Source organism: Thioclava sp. NS-SX20, assembly GCF_057380695.1.
The window spans coordinates 30,855-45,423 of record NZ_JBXXRY010000002.1; the positions used below are offsets into that span (position 1 = coordinate 30,855).

Consider the following 14,569-nt stretch of genomic DNA (forward strand, 5'->3'; position numbering starts at 1 on the left):
CGAAGAAGGGCTGCCTTTGGCTGGGGCGTGCCGGGATCGGGTGGCCCGATCACATCCCGCTGGCCAGAAACCCGCCCGATTGCCGCGCCCAGAGACGGGCATAAAGACCCTTCCGCGCCAATAGATCGGCATGGCTGCCCTGTTCCACAATGCGCCCCTGATCCATGACCACAAGCCGGTCCATCGCAGCGATGGTCGATAGCCGATGGGCAATCGCGATCACCGTCTTGCCCTGCATCAACAGATCCAGACGGGACTGGATCGCGGCTTCCACCTCGCTGTCCAGCGCGCTGGTGGCCTCGTCAAGGATCAGGATCGGCGCGTCCTTCAAGGCGACCCGTGCAATGGCAATGCGCTGGCGCTGGCCGCCGGACAGCTTCACACCGCGTTCCCCCACATGGGCCGCAAGCCCCTTGCGCCCCTGCGCATCCGACAGGCGCGGCACGAAACGATCGGCCTCGGCCATTCGCAAAGCGTGGGCGATGTCCTCTTCGGAGGCGTCGGGCCTGCCATAGGTGACATTCTCGCGCACCGAGCGATGCAGGAGAGTGCTGTCCTGCGTGACCACCCCGATTGCAGCGCGCAGGCTTTCCTGCGTCACCTGTGCCACATCCTGCCCGTCAATGGTGATCCGCCCCTCGGGGAGATCATGAAAACGCAAAAGCAGGTTGATCAGCGTGGATTTGCCCGCACCGGACCGTCCCACCAGCCCGACTTTCTCGCCCGCGCGGATGGTCAGGTCCAGGTCGTCCAGCACCGCCAGCGGGCGCGCCCTGTCCTCCTGCTCCCCTGCGTCCTGCCCGTAGCGGAAGGTCACATGATCAAACCGCACGGCCCCAGCGGTGACCTGCAGCGGCTTGGCATCCGGCCTGTCCTGCACCGCGCGCGGCAGCGCAAGGCTGGAGATCCCGTCGCGCACGGTGCCGATATTCTCGAAGAGGGCCGAAAATTCCCACATGATCCAATGGGCCATATTATTGAGCCGCAGCGCCAGCGGCACCGCAATCGCGACCGCGCCCACGGCCAGTGTGCCCTCGGTCCAGAGCCATAGCCCCACCCCCGTGACCGAGGCCACCAGCCAGACATTCAGCAGGCTGAGGGTGATATCCTGAACCTGTGCCAGCCGCATCTGACGGTAAACCGTGTCGAGGAAGCCGTTCATTCCCTCCCGCATCCAGCGCTCTTCGCGGTCGGAATGGGAAAACAGCTTGACGGTGGCGATATTGGTATAGCTGTCGACCATGCGCCCTGTCATGGCCGAACGTGCATCGGCCTGTTGCTGTGCCACACGGCCCAGACGCGGCACGATCTTCGACAGCATGAGGGCGTATCCCAGCGCCCAGAGCGCAAAGGGCAGGGCCAGCCGCCAGTCCTGATGGGCGGCCAGCGCCAAAGCGCCGAGGAAATAGATGACGACATAGCTGCCCACATCCATCAGCTTCATCGCCACTTCGCGCACGCCAAGGGCTGTCTGCATCAGGCGCTGCGCGATGCGGCCTGCGAACTCATCCTGAAAATACCCGACCGACTGGCGCAGCAGATAGCGATAGGCCAGCCAGCGCACCCTTTGGGGGAAGTTCCCCAGCAGGGTCTGGTGCATCAGCAGACCGCCCAGCAGGTTCAGCCCCGGCAAAAGCACCAACAGCCCCAGCGCCATCAGGGCCAGCCGTGCCCAATTCTCGGCCCAGAACGTCTCGCGCGGGGTGTCGGCCAGCCGGTCCACCAGATCCCCCAGCCAGCCATAAAGCGAGACCTCGACCAAGGCGATCGCGCCGGAGGTCACCCCCAACAGCGCCAGCCAAGGCAGGGCACCACGACTGTAATGGCGCATGAAGGGCCAGAACCTTTCGGGTGGCATCTGCGGCAGCTCTGCCGGATAGGGATCGATACGCCGCTCGAACCAGGAAAACATCGCGCCTCTTTCGGGTTGGGGTGACAGGGGGGCTGCAGCAAACGGCCAACACAGCCGGACCGGCGGCATTGGCCTGAGGCCGCCTAGGCGCGCGCCTTGCGCACGGCCCGTTCGAGCGCGTCCAGAAAGCGGGACCGATCGGCTTTGGTGAAGCCTTTGTTGCGGCTCTGCAAGAACGGGTCGGCAGCACGCATATCGGTCATCAGGTCGCGCATCGCCAGCGCCTGCCCGACATTGTTCTCGGTCAGGGCATCGCCATCATGGCGCAGCACCTGCGCCCCTGCGGCCACGCATTTCGCCGCCAGCGGAATATCATTGGTGATGACGATATCGCCCGCCGCCGCACGTTCGGCGATCCATTTGTCGGCCACATCAGGGCCGGCATCCACCACGATCGTGTCCACCAACGGGTTTTGCGATGGCCGGATGCCACCATTCGAGACGATCTTCATCGGCACCTTATGGCGCGTGCCCACCCGTTCCACCTCGGCTTTCACGGGGCAGGCATCGGCATCAACAAATATGGTCATAAGCGGGTCTCCGTGCGGTCTGTGACAGCTCTAGCCGAAATTCCGCCGCGGGCCAATCCGCCCGAGTAGTAGCGCGAGTAGCGGCGCGCATGGACATCCCCCGCACGGGGTGCGGCAGATTCCGGCAAGGGCGGGGATTTGGCGCTGAATTTTCATGCGACCCATGAATTTTTTGCAAAATAGGCAAGTTATTTGCGTCATATGCAAATTACCCGCTATGCCTAGACATGGCCGGTCCCGCACCGGCCCAAGAAGACTTCCCCAAGACTACTTCCACACAAACAGGGAGCTTTGGACGTGGAACAGGACCTAGCAAATCTGGCGGCAACTGTTGCCGAGTTGAAGGCAAAGGCCGACGGAACCGGCACCACCTTCTCCGAGACATTCTATTTTCTGACGATCCCGCTGATGGTGCTGATCCATGCGGGATTTCTGGCCTACGAGATGGGGGCATCGCGGTCTAAAAACGCGCTGGCCTCTGGGATCAAGAACATTCTGGCCTTCGCGCTGATCGTGCCGTTTTTCTATTTCATCGGCTGGTGGGTCTATTGGGCCTTTCCGACGGGTCTCGACCTTTCGGCGGGGCCGACCGGCGCATCCGGTCTGGCCTATGCCAACGAGGTGGCCGCGCCGTGGTCGCCCAATATGGGGCCCAATCTCGACGACCGGTCCTCGGGCGTGTTCTGGGGCGCCTTCGTGCTGTTTGCGGCCACCACCGCCTCGATCCTGTCGGGGGCACTGATCGAACGGATCCGCCTGACGGGGTTTGTCGTTCTGGCCACCATTCTGGGCGCTTTCGTGTGGATCCTGGCCGCCGCTTGGGGCTGGCATGCGGATGGCTGGCTGGTGACCAAATTCGGCTATCACGATTTCGGAGCCGCAGGCGTCGTGCATATGATCGCGGGGTTCTTCACCTTGGGGGTGACGATGAATCTCGGTCCGCGGATCGGCAAGTTCAACCCCGACGGCTCGGCCAATGCCATTCCCGGCCATTCGATGCCGATGACGCTGATCGGCCTGATGCTGATTATCGCGGGCTTCTGGGGCTTCCTGATGGGCTGTGTGATCGTGCCGGGGGAATCGTGGTCGTGGTCGGTGACGCAGGCGGCGTCGATCTATGGCACGCCGATGACCCTTTCGGGGATGACCTTCAACACGCTGATGGGCATGGCCGGCGGCATTATCGGGGCCTGGATGATCACCCGTGATCCGTTCTGGATGATGTCGGGCGCGCTTGGCGGGATCATCTCCTGCGCGGCGGGGATCGACCTGTGGTATCCGCCGATGGCCTTCGTGATCGGGTTTGCCGGTGCGGTGGCGATGCCGTTCATCGCGTCTTTCGTCGAACGGCGCGGCATTGACGATGCGGTGGGCGCCTTCGCGTTGCATGGCTGTCTGGGCATGTGGGGGCTTCTTGCCGTGGGGCTTGCCGCACAGGGCTATCCGGCGCTCTCCGGACCGGATGTCATTGAAACCAGCTTCACCGGCCAGTTGGTCGGGGCGGTGGTCATGGCGCTTCTTGGCTTTGTGCCGGGCTATGGGGTGTCGTGGTTGCTGAAAATCATGGGCCAGCTCCGTGTGCCTGCCGAAGCCGAAATCACCGGTCTGGACAAGACCAAAGTGCCGGTCGAGGCCTATCCCGAAGCGCTGCATGGCGCGGTTTCGCCCGCCGAATAACCTTTCCCAACAGGAGATAGCCTATGGAAGCCCCCTTTGTTGCAAAATCCTGGGACGGTGTGACCGGCCCGATCTTTGCAGGCTATGGCAGCACAGAGATGCCGTGGCTGGTTGCGACCTACCTTTGCGTGTTGATTGCCGTCATCCTTGGCTGGCGCCACGAGCGTCATGCCTATAAGGCCGCATCGACACATCCTATGTGAGTGCCCTGAGTACGAGTGTCGCGGGGCCACGTCTGACGTGGCCCCGTTCGATATGGCCTTTCTGGCGTAAAGCGGCCGGAGGCTTTCCATTTCCACACCGATGCGCCAAAGTTCTACCAAGCGACCCTGTAGGACATCCCGATGCCGAAATCCGCCAAGACGCGCGCGCCTGCGTCTGTCGACCCCGCCCCGGACCATCTGACCGCTCAGGCGCATGTGCCGATCGACCAGCGCATCGGCACGGCCATCCGGCGCAAACGTCTGGCGCTGAAACTGACGCTGGCGGATGTGGCAGCGGGGGCCGAAATGTCGGCGGCCATGCTGAGCCGGATCGAGAACGGTCAGGCCAGTGCCAGCCTTGATGCGCTCGAGCGGATCTGCGGCGCGTTGGGCCAGTCGATTGCCATGCTGTTTGCCGAGGTCGAGAACAAGAAGGGCGCGGCACAGCTGATCCGTGCCGCCGACCAGCTGGAGGTCGTGCGCAGCGGCACCCGACATGGCCATACCTACCGGCTGCTTTCCTATAATCGCGGGCCGCAGAAATCTTTCGAGCCGTTCCTCATCGAGATGGACAAGGACAGCGAGAGCTATCCCCGCTTTGCCCATCCGGGCACGGAGTTCATCTATATGCTTGAGGGGGAGATGGATTACCAGTTCGGCACGCAGCGTTTTACCCTGACCGCAGGCGATGCGCTGACCTTTTCGGGCGAGGTCGAACATGGTCCGGCCGAATTGCGCTGTGACAGGGTCAAATTCATCTCGATGATCGTCTATGGCGATTGAGCGCGGGGCTTGCCGCATGCCTGCCGCTTTATTGGGGCCCGTCACCGCATACGACCCGTCACCGCGTACGACCCGTCACCGCGTACGACCCGTCACCGCGTACGACCCGTCACCGCGTACGACCCGTCACCGGATTGCGGATGCCTTCAACGGGGAAGGTGCCCATAAGGCGGCACTGGACCTTTGACACGGATCGGCCCATCCTGCGGCCAAAGCGGATCGGGCAGGGGTCACAAGATCATGACGCAAGACGGAAAACGGCAGATCAGGGTCACCTCCAGCCATTGGGGGGCCTTCGAGGTTGAAACGGAGGGCGGCCGCATTCTCTCTGCCCGTCCGTTCTCCGAAGATCCTGCCCCGTCGGCCATTCCTGCCGCCGTGCCTGCCGCAGTGCATCACGACAGCCGGATCGCCCGTCCGTCCATCCGCAAGGGCTGGCTGAACGGGCGGCAGGGCCGGCGCGGCGAGGACAGTTTTGTCGAACTGCCTTGGGACGAGGCGCTGGACATTGCCGCGCAGGACATCGACCGCATTCGCAAGACCTACGGGAACGAGGCGATCTTTGGCGGCTCCTATGGCTGGAGTTCGGCGGGCCGTTTCCACCATGCACAAAGTCAGGTGCACCGTTTCCTCAATAGTATCGGCGGCTATGTGGCCTCGTTCGGCAGCTACTCCACGGGCTGCGCGCAATCGATCATGCCGCATGTCTTCGGCACCGATTTCATCAGCCTGCTCTACCAGCATCAGCAAAGCTGGCAGACCCTGCATGATCACACCGAAACGCTGGTGATGTTTGGCGGGGTAAATTCCAAGAATGCGCAGGTCAGCATGGGGGGCATCACCCGGCACGACACCGCAAGCTGGCTGGAGCGGTTCCGCGCCAAGGGGATCTATTGCCTCAATATCGGGCCGCAGCGCGGCGATGCCCCCGAGGGCTGCGACTGGCTGGCGCTCCGTCCCGGATCGGACACCGCGCTTATGCTGGCACTGGCCTATGTGCTGGTGCAGGAAGGGCTGGCGGACGAGGCGTTTCTGGCCCGCTACTGCACGGGGTTCGACCGCTTCCGGCCCTATCTCATGGGCGAAAGCGACGGCTGCCCGAAAGACCCCGAATGGGCGGCGGTGCTGTGCGGGGCCGATCCGCAGCAGATCCGGATTTTGGCGCGGCGCATGGCCCGCACCCGCACGTTGATCACCGTGGCATGGTCGCTGCAACGCGGGGAACATGGCGAGCAGCCCTATTGGATGTCCGCCGTGCTGGCCGCGATGCTGGGCCAGATCGGCCTGCCCGGTGGTGGGGTCGGCTATGGGTACGGCGCGATTGGCGGGGTCGGGAAATCGTTTCGGGCGCTGCAGGGTATGACCCTGCCGCAGCTGGACAATCCGGTGAAAACCGTCATTCCGGTGGCGCGCATGGCCGATATGCTGCGTTTTCCGGGGGCGCGCTATGACTTCAACGGCCAGCAGCCCTGCTATCCCGATATCCGGCTGATCTACTGGGCGGGAGGAAATCCCTATCACCATCATCAGGATCTGAACGCCTTGCACGAGGCATGGCAGCGCCCTGAAACCATTATCGTGAACGAACCTTGGTGGACCGCTACGGCCAAGCGCGCCGATATCGTGTTTCCGGCAACGACCCCCTACGAGCGCGAGGATATCGGGCGCTCGTCAATGGATGACTACCTGTTCTACATGCCCCAGCTTATTCCGGCGGTGGGTGAGGCACGCGACGATTACGCGATTTTCTGCGGGCTGGCAGAACGGCTTGGGGCGGCAGAACGTTTCAGCGAGGGGCGCATGGCGGCGGCATGGATTGCCGATCTGTATGCGGAGTTCCACCAGACGGCACAGGCGCAAGGTCTGGATCTGCCCGATCTGGCCACGTTGAAAGCGCGCAACTGGGTGCGTCTGCCTCTTGCGACCGAGGGGCCGGACACAACGCTTTTCGCCCGCTTCCGCGCCGATCCCGAGGCCAGCCCCTTGGGAACGCCCTCGGGCAAGATCGAGATTTTCTCGGACACGATCGAGGGCTTCGGTTATGCCGATTGCCCCGGTCATCCGGTCTGGCTTCCTCCCTCGGAATGGCTGGGCACGGCAACAGCGCAGACGCCCCTGCATCTTGTGTCGCCGCAGCCCGGTGACAAGCTGCACAGCCAGTTGGAATGCGCGCTGGCCGATAGCGAGGACGCGCGCCCCGTGGCGTTGATGATCCATCCCGAGGATGCCGCGGCACGCGGGATTGCCGATCGGGATCTGGTGCGCGTTTTCAACAGCCGCGGCGCCTGCCATGCGCGGGCACGGGTGACGCCGGATATCCTGCGCGGTGTCACCGCTTTGCCGACCGGAGCGTGGTATGGCGACCCCGGCAGTGCCGCCGATGCCGATGGCAATCCGAATGTGCTGACGAAAGATGTCGGCACCTCGAAACTTGGGCAGGGTTGCAGCGCCCATACGGCCTTGGTCGAGGTCGCGCGGCTGACACAGGCGCGGTAAGATCCCTTGCGGCGGTTGCCGGATAAAAATGCGATAACCGTGGTTATGTAACAAAGGTCAAACCAACTCCGGCATTGATCCCGGACAAGATTTCGTGCCAATAAAATTTGGCGACACACTATCTGAAGGCATAGGCCTATGATCTCAACTAGGCTGCGCGGGGCGGTCCCGTATCTTGTTACCGCAGTGCTATTCGGCCTCGGGGCTTTTGCCCTGTATCGGCTGATGGCCCATGTCAGTATGGTCGAGGTCGTCCGGCTGATCCGTGCAACGCCGTTTCATGATGTCGTGCTGGCCGTGCTTTGCACCTGTGGCGGCTATGCGGCGCTGGCGGGCTATGACTGGTCGGCCCTGCGGTTCATCGGCAAGAAGCTGCCGTTGGCGGTGGTGCTGACCGGCAGTTTTCTCGGATATTCCATCGGCAATACGGTCGGGGCCGGACCGGTGACCGGCGGTGCCGTGCGCTATCGTATCTATTCGGCGATGGGGCTTTCCGCATTTGATATTGCGGGGATCTCCCTTTTCTGCTCGTTGTCGTTCGGTATCGGAGCCACGTTGATCGGGCTTGGTGCGCTGGCATGGCACCCCCATGCGCTGGGGGCGGTGATTTCGGTGTCGCCGCATCTGATCCGCTGGGCCGCGATCGGAATTGTCGTGCTAAGCTGTGGCGTGCTGGCGGTGATGTCCATCCGTAAATCCAGCCTGACCCTGCGCGGCATCTCGTTGCAGATGCCGGGACCGGCGCTGTCTGTCGGGCAGTTCTTCTTTACCGCAGCCGAAACGATCCTGTCGGCTGCGACGCTCTATATCCTGCTGCCCGCCGACCAGCTGGGGTTCGCCACCTTCCTCGCGGTTTTCTCGGCGGCCGTGATGGCGGGGGTGCTGTCGCATGTGCCCGGCGGGGTTGGGGTCTTCGAGACGATCATCGTGGCGGCCCTGCCGCATAATGTGCCCGCGCAGGAAATTGCCGCCGGTTTGCTGCTGTACCGCCTGATCTACTATATCCTGCCATTCGCGCTTGCCATGATCCTGATGGCATTGGGGGAAGTGCGTCTGGCCAGCCGCAAGATGATTGCGGGCCGCGCCGATCTGCTGGCCCCCGCGTTTCAGGCGATCAGCGCATTGGCCCCTCTGGCAATGTCGGCCATGACCTTCGTCCTTGGGGCGGCGCTGATGATCCTGCCGCTGCTGCCGCCATCCGCCCCGATGGCCGATGGCCTCAGTGATGTCGTGCCGCTGGTGTTTCTGGAAAGCGGGGCCTTGGTGTCAAGCGCCATCGGGGCTTGCCTTGTCGTGCTGGCGCATGGACTGTTGCGGCGGGTTTCGGGCGCATGGTGGCTGACACAGGTCGCATTGGCGGTTGGCATGGTGGCCAGTCTGGCACATGGGTTCGACTATCCGACCGCGCTTATGCTGCTGGTCGCTTCGCTGATCCTGCAATCGGCGCGTGGTGAATTCTACCGGATGACCCGCCTGACCCGCAATGTGCTGGGGCTGCGCTGGTTCATGCTGATGGTCTGCCTTGCCCTGACCATTCTGGCGACCCTGTTCTTTGTGCATAAGGCGGTGCCCTATAACAGCGACCTGTGGTGGCAATTCGCCACCGATAAGGCCGCCCCCCGTGCCTTGCGTGCGGCCTTGGTGGGCTTTCTGGTGATGACCCTGCTTTTGTTGCGCTATGCCCTGCGTCCGGGCAATCTGCATGCCGCCCCCGCAAATGCCGAGGAAATGCAGCGCGCCGCAGCCATTATCGCGCGGCAGGATGACCCGAAGGCCAATATCGCCCTGAGTGGCGATAAGGCGCTGCTGTTCTCGCCAAGCGGCAACAGCTTCCTGATGTACCGCATTCAGGGTGGAAGCTGGGTGGCCTTGCATGAGCCGGTGGGGGACAGGCAAGAGGCCTCGGGGCTGGTCTGGTCGTTCCATGATGCCGCCCAAGCCGCCGGAGCCCGCCCTCTTTTCTACGACGTGCCCGCCACCTCGGCGCATCTGTGGATCGATATGGGGCTGGCCCTGCACAAGCTGGGAGAAGAGGCGGTGGTGCCGCTTGACAGGTTCAGCCTTGAAGGCAGCGCGCGCAAGCGCCTGCGCACCACCCATGCCCGCGCCCTGCGCGACGGTCTGCGCATGGAGGTCGTCCAGCCGCCGCATAGTGCCGCGCTTTTGCAAGAGCTGCGGCAGATTTCACAGGCGTGGCTTGCGGTTAAAGCCGGTGCCGAAAAAGGCTTTTCCGTCGGCTATTTCAGCGAGGCCTATCTGCAACAGACGCCCGTTGCGCTGATCTATAAACACGACGCCATCGTGGCCTTTGCCAATCTGTGGACCACGCAGACGCAGAGCCGCGCCACCATCGACCTGATGCGCCATCTTCCCGAACGCGCTTCGGGGGTGATGGAATTCCTGTTCACCGAGCTTCTGCTGCATTTCAAGGCGCTTGGCTACCAGAGCTTCAGCTTGGGCAATGCGCCGCTTTCGGGGCTGGAAAACCGTCGTGGCGCGCGGCTGAGCAGCCAGCTTGGTGCCTTTATCTACCGTCATGGCGGGCATTTCTACAATTTCGAGGGGCTTCGGGATTTCAAGCAGAAATTCGACCCTGACTGGGAGCCCGTTTATGTGGCCGTTCCGCCACGCGCCAATGCCATCGCCACAGCCACCGATCTGCTGACCCTGATCAGCGGCAGCCGTCCCAATCTGCCATCTTTGGGGCCGCAAGCCGAAGCCCCCCAGCCCTAGCCCCAGAGCGAGCCCCAGTCTGAATCCCAGACCGAGCCCCGGTCCGAGCCTTGCGTCAGGGTGCAGGGGGCTATGCAATTTGCAACGATTGTCCCTGTGGCAGAGGCTGGCATAACGGTACAAACGCAAAACGCACCGGATTTTTATGCTCTTTACATCTTCCGCCTACGGGCTGCATCTCGACCGTCTTTGCGGCATTCTGGCGGTGGTGATGATCGCTGGTCTGGTCACCGGCCAGATTGGTGCGCATATCTGGGCCGGGTTTGGTGCCCTGACATGGCTGGCCGCGGCTGCCGCTGTGGTGCTGGCCCTTTTGCGGCTTGGCTCGGTGCAGCGTATGGCGCAGATTTTCGCGCTGCTTTCCGTGCTGGTGGCCTTGGCCATTGCGCTGCTCCGGCCCGAGGCGCTGCCGCATATGCAGACCGCCCTGTTCCAAGGCACCGCGTTTTCGGCCTTTCTGACCTCGCTCGGGTTGATCCGCGCGCCTGTCAGGGCCTCGCGCCTTGTCGCACAGGCGGCGGCGCGGCTGTTTGCCGCCTCGGCCAACCGGCGGGCCGGTGCGGTGACCTTTGGGGCGCAGGGTCTTTCGGTACTGTTCAATATCGGCACGATCGGAATGATGTCCGATATCGCAGAAAACCACGCGCGCCATGCCACAGAACAGGGGCGTCCGCCGATCAATACCCGCGTGATGACCCTATGTGCCTTGCGCGGCACGGTTCTGTCGACCATCTGGAACCCGATTGGCGTCGGCTTTGCCATTGTCACCACTGCTATTCCGACGCTCGATCCCGTGGCGTTCCTGCTTCTGGCGCTGGCGTCGGCCTTTGTGATCACATGCGGCACGCTCTGGGCTTTGCGCAAAGAAACGGCGGCCGATCACAGCCCCGATCCGGACCGGAGCACAGATCTTGCAGGCGGGCGGGCGCTGGCGGTTATTTTGTCGGTGGTGCTGGGCCTGATCATCGTGACGTTGGTCCTGCACCGTTTGCTGGAGATCAGCTTTCTGGTGGCGGCCTGCGTGGTGCTGCCGATCCTGTCATGGAGCTGGCCATTTGTCGAACCCGAGATCCGCGCCGCGATGAAAAACAGCGACCCGTTGGGCGGTCTGGGCAAGGCCTCGGCCTCTATGGCCAATGAAGCCACGATCTTTCTGGCGGCGGCGGTGATCGGCGCGGGGGTCACGGTCGGCTTTGCGCTTCTGGGGTGGGGGGCGGGCCTTGGCGGTGAGGGTGTTCCCGCGCTTGTGCCGATCTTGGGCTGCCTGTTTCTGGTGCCGCTGGCGGCGGCGCTGCTGATCCCGCATTCGGTGGTTGTCGTGATGATCGCGCAGTTGCTGGGCGCAGGCCCGATTGGCGCGGCGCATCCGCTGGCACTGGGGCTGAGCCTGTGCCTTGCTTGGGCGCTGGCAATTTCGGCCTCGCCAATCTCGGCCATGTCGATCATCACCGGACGCCAGCTTGGCGTGCCTGCCGCCCGCATCCCCTTCGATCTCAACCGCCGCTTCACGCTGGTTGCACTGGGGCTGGCCGCCGCTCTGCTGGTCGTAACCTATTTCTGGCTTTGAAACGGGCCCTGTAACGAAACGGGGCTTATGAAAAAGGGCGCCTTGCGCGCCCCCTTCCCTTATTCCGCAGCGGTGCTTTCTTCCGCGCTTTTCTCGGCTTCGAGCTTCTCGGCCCGTTCCTCGACCAGCTCGACGATATGGTCGATCATCTGGTCATTGGACATCTTGTGGCTTTGCTTGCCCGCCATATAGATCATGCCCGACCCCGCCCCGCCGCCGGTAAAGCCCAGATCGGTCATCAGCGCCTCGCCAGGACCATTCACCACGCAGCCGATGATCGACAGCGACATCGGCGTCTTGATATGTTCAAGCCGCTTTTCCAGCGTCTCGACGGTCTTGATCACGTTAAAACCCTGACGCGCGCAGGAGGGGCAGGAAATGATCTGCACGCCACGGGTGCGCAGGCCGAGGGACTTCAGGATCTCGAAGCCGACTTTGACCTCTTCGACCGGATCTGCCGACAGGCTGACGCGCAGCGTGTCGCCAATGCCCATCCACAGAAGGTTGCCCAGACCGATGGCCGATTTCACCGTGCCTGCGGTCAGCCCGCCCGCTTCGGTGATGCCAAGGTGGATCGGGGCATCGGTAACCTCGGCCAGCGCCTGATAGGCCGCCGCCGACAGGAAGACATCCGAGGCCTTGCAGGAAATCTTGAACTCGTGGAAGTCGTTGTCCTGCAACAGCTTGATATGGTCCAGACCGGATTCCACCATCGCATCGGGGCAAGGCTCGCCATATTTCTCAAGCAGGTGCTTTTCCAAAGACCCCGCATTCACGCCAATGCGGATGGAACAGCCGTGATCCTTGGCGGCCTTCACCACCTCTTTCACGCGCGAAGCATCGCCGATATTGCCCGGATTGATCCGCAGGCAGGCGGCACCGGCTTCGGCGGCCTCGATGGCGCGTTTATAGTGGAAATGGATATCTGCCACGATCGGCACGGGGCTTTCGCGGCAGATCTCGCGCAGGGCCTGCGTCGAGGCTTGATCGGGGGTGGACACCCGCACGATATCGGCGCCCACATCGGCGGCGCGGATAATCTGGTCCAGAGTGGCCTTCACATCCGATGTATCCGTATTGGTCATGGTCTGCACGGAAATCGGCGCATCCCCACCGACCGGCACATTGCCAACCATGATCTGACGGGATTTGCGGCGTTCGACGCTGCGCCACGGACGAACCGGGTTCAGGGACATTGGAGACTCCTTCGGACATGTCGGGGGCAAAGTAAAACAGCCGTCGCACAAGGGCAACGGCTGTCGAGAAGGATTGATCGCCTGACGTGTTTATCTGGCGTGTTTATTCGGTGGCCGGTTTCGGCTCGCCGATCACCTGCCCTGCATCGGCCACCGCAAACATGCTGGTCAGCGCCGCATCTTTCTGCGGATCGGCCACGGCGAAACGTTGCGACAGCGCATCAGGGCTGAGGGTGATATTCTTGGTCACCGCCCCGCGCGCGCCCACCGGCCCATGCGCCACACCATTGACCGCAAAATAGATCGCGCCGGATTCGCCGGTGCGCAGGGTCGGCGGCTCTGCCAGTTTGGGCAGCGTGAAACGCTCGCCTGCATTCATGACTTTTTCCAGCAGGATCGACCCGTCAGCGGCGCGCACCCGCACCCATGAGGGCCGCACAGCCAGAATTTCCACATCCGCCGCATTGGCTGCCGTCACCCGCACCGCATTGCCCGGCGCGTTTTCAGGAGCAGGCTGCGCCTGTCCCTGCCCCATCGCCTGCGCGATGGCCTGATTGATGGCGGATTCGGTGTTGGGAGGGGTCGAGGCCTGCCCCTGATCGACAGACGCGGTCTGGGTCTCGCCGGACAGCACGCCGGTTTTATTGGGATCGATCGCGGCAATCGGCCCGTCGCGGGCAATCAGCACCGGCGTGTCAAGCGTTGCCGGACGGAACAGCCGGTCCAGACTGTCGCCACCGGTATCCGCATCCGCGCTTTTGACGGGATCCGCCGCTTGGGTATCGACCGAAGAAAGCGGGTCCAGCTCGGCCACGACATTGGGCTGCTGGTCCACCGGCGTCAGGTTGACGCGCTGCACCTCTTGCAGAACAGACCAGCCGCCATACCCGATTCCGCCCGCCAAGAGCGCCAGCACAAGCAGCGAGCCGATGGCCCGCGGCTCGATCCGCGACCAGAGGCTGTCGGTTTTCGGAATAAAGACCGCATTGGGATTGCCCAGAGCATTGACGGGCTTTGCCGCAGAGCTAGCTTGGGTTTTAGGGGCCGATGCCTGCGGGGCCATGCCGTGGGTCGGCACAAAGCCCGATTCAAGGCAGAACCTCTCGAACGCCCATTCGGGATCGAGGTTGAGATAGCGCGCGTAGGAACGCACATAGCCGGAGATGAAAGAGGGCGCATCGAAGGCGGAAATGTCGCAGCTTTCGATCGCCGCAATATAGGCCGCCCTGATGCGCAACTCGCGTTGGACATCAAGCAGCGATTTTGAAAGCGTGGCGCGCTCGCCACGCATCAGATCGCCAAGACGCAGATCATAGTCCTCAAAGCCTCTCAGCCCGACATCCTCCTGCGTCGAAGGAGAAGTCCTTCGCCCGATCATTGCTATACTGCCCCTATCGCACTCGAGTGGTCCGATTCGGTTTACTCCGAACTGGTTATCGCAAAGTTATCACAGGCTAGAGAGGTTTACACCG

Annotated in this window: 10 protein-coding genes; 6 read left to right on the plus strand and 4 right to left on the minus strand. The window is 62.9% G+C overall.

Going from position 1 to position 14,569, the window contains the following annotated elements; all coding sequences use genetic code 11:
* Window positions 1-49: 49 nt before the first annotated feature.
* Both AC2ISB_RS13860 and AC2ISB_RS13865 read right to left on the minus strand, forming a co-directional pair.
* A complete protein-coding gene (locus tag AC2ISB_RS13860; RefSeq protein WP_486576957.1) occupies window positions 50-1,912 on the minus strand; it encodes an ABC transporter ATP-binding protein in 1,863 nt (620 codons plus the stop codon).
* Between the two features lie 83 nt (window positions 1,913-1,995).
* Complete coding sequence (locus AC2ISB_RS13865) at window positions 1,996-2,442, minus strand: YaiI/YqxD family protein (protein WP_486576958.1); 447 nt, start codon at window positions 2,440-2,442, stop codon at window positions 1,996-1,998.
* A gap of 297 nt (window positions 2,443-2,739) precedes the next feature.
* On the opposite strand from AC2ISB_RS13865, the gene AC2ISB_RS13870 reads away from it, so the two are divergent.
* The 6 genes from AC2ISB_RS13870 to AC2ISB_RS13895 all read left to right on the plus strand — a co-directional run bounded on the left by AC2ISB_RS13870 (window position 2,740) and on the right by AC2ISB_RS13895 (window position 11,901).
* Window positions 2,740-4,119, plus strand: a complete 1,380-nt coding sequence (locus AC2ISB_RS13870) for an ammonium transporter (RefSeq protein ID WP_330629290.1) — start codon at window positions 2,740-2,742, stop codon at window positions 4,117-4,119.
* 23 nt (window positions 4,120-4,142) lie between these two features.
* Window positions 4,143-4,322 carry a hypothetical protein gene (locus AC2ISB_RS13875; protein WP_330629291.1) on the plus strand — a complete coding sequence of 60 codons (180 nt, stop codon included), beginning with the start codon at window positions 4,143-4,145 and terminating at the stop codon, window positions 4,320-4,322.
* 141 nt (window positions 4,323-4,463) lie between these two features.
* Entirely contained in the window at window positions 4,464-5,105 is a 642-nt protein-coding gene (locus AC2ISB_RS13880) for a helix-turn-helix domain-containing protein (protein WP_330629292.1), read from the plus strand.
* Window positions 5,106-5,345: 240 nt separating this feature from the next.
* Window positions 5,346-7,601 (plus strand): molybdopterin-dependent oxidoreductase, encoded by a 2,256-nt coding sequence (locus tag AC2ISB_RS13885; RefSeq protein ID WP_486576959.1) that lies wholly within the window; start codon window positions 5,346-5,348, stop codon window positions 7,599-7,601.
* 138 nt (window positions 7,602-7,739) lie between these two features.
* Window positions 7,740-10,334, plus strand: coding sequence for a bifunctional lysylphosphatidylglycerol flippase/synthetase MprF (gene mprF, locus AC2ISB_RS13890; protein WP_486576960.1), 2,595 nt, complete (start codon window positions 7,740-7,742; stop codon window positions 10,332-10,334).
* A 145-nt stretch (window positions 10,335-10,479) separates the two neighbouring features.
* Entirely contained in the window at window positions 10,480-11,901 is a 1,422-nt protein-coding gene (locus tag AC2ISB_RS13895; protein ID WP_341485978.1) for a hypothetical protein, read from the plus strand.
* 59 nt (window positions 11,902-11,960) lie between these two features.
* Here AC2ISB_RS13895 and ispG read toward each other — a convergent pair whose 3' ends face one another.
* Both ispG and AC2ISB_RS13905 read right to left on the minus strand, forming a co-directional pair.
* Window positions 11,961-13,097: a flavodoxin-dependent (E)-4-hydroxy-3-methylbut-2-enyl-diphosphate synthase gene (gene ispG / locus AC2ISB_RS13900; protein WP_330629296.1), complete on the minus strand. Its 1,137-nt coding sequence runs from the start codon at window positions 13,095-13,097 to the stop codon at window positions 11,961-11,963.
* Between the two features lie 103 nt (window positions 13,098-13,200).
* The gene (locus AC2ISB_RS13905) at window positions 13,201-14,475 is read right to left on the minus strand and encodes a helix-turn-helix domain-containing protein (RefSeq protein ID WP_330629297.1); all 1,275 of its coding nucleotides are present in this window, start codon (window positions 14,473-14,475) and stop codon (window positions 13,201-13,203) included.
* Between the last annotated feature and the right edge of the window lie 94 nt (window positions 14,476-14,569).

Excerpts from the sequence above, each read along its gene's own strand:
- AC2ISB_RS13860 (WP_486576957.1), bottom strand. The coding sequence starts at position 1,912 with ATGTTTTCCTGGTTCGAGCGGCGTATCGATCCCTATCCGGCAGAGCTG.
- AC2ISB_RS13865 (WP_486576958.1), bottom strand. The coding sequence starts at position 2,442 with ATGACCATATTTGTTGATGCCGATGCCTGCCCCGTGAAAGCCGAGGTG.
- AC2ISB_RS13875 (WP_330629291.1), top strand. The coding sequence starts at position 4,143 with ATGGAAGCCCCCTTTGTTGCAAAATCCTGGGACGGTGTGACCGGCCCG.
- AC2ISB_RS13880 (WP_330629292.1), top strand. The coding sequence starts at position 4,464 with ATGCCGAAATCCGCCAAGACGCGCGCGCCTGCGTCTGTCGACCCCGCC.
- AC2ISB_RS13885 (WP_486576959.1), top strand. The coding sequence starts at position 5,346 with ATGACGCAAGACGGAAAACGGCAGATCAGGGTCACCTCCAGCCATTGG.
- mprF (WP_486576960.1), top strand. The coding sequence starts at position 7,740 with ATGATCTCAACTAGGCTGCGCGGGGCGGTCCCGTATCTTGTTACCGCA.
- AC2ISB_RS13895 (WP_341485978.1), top strand. The coding sequence starts at position 10,480 with ATGCTCTTTACATCTTCCGCCTACGGGCTGCATCTCGACCGTCTTTGC.
- ispG (WP_330629296.1), bottom strand. The coding sequence starts at position 13,097 with ATGTCCCTGAACCCGGTTCGTCCGTGGCGCAGCGTCGAACGCCGCAAA.
- AC2ISB_RS13905 (WP_330629297.1), bottom strand. The coding sequence starts at position 14,475 with ATGATCGGGCGAAGGACTTCTCCTTCGACGCAGGAGGATGTCGGGCTG.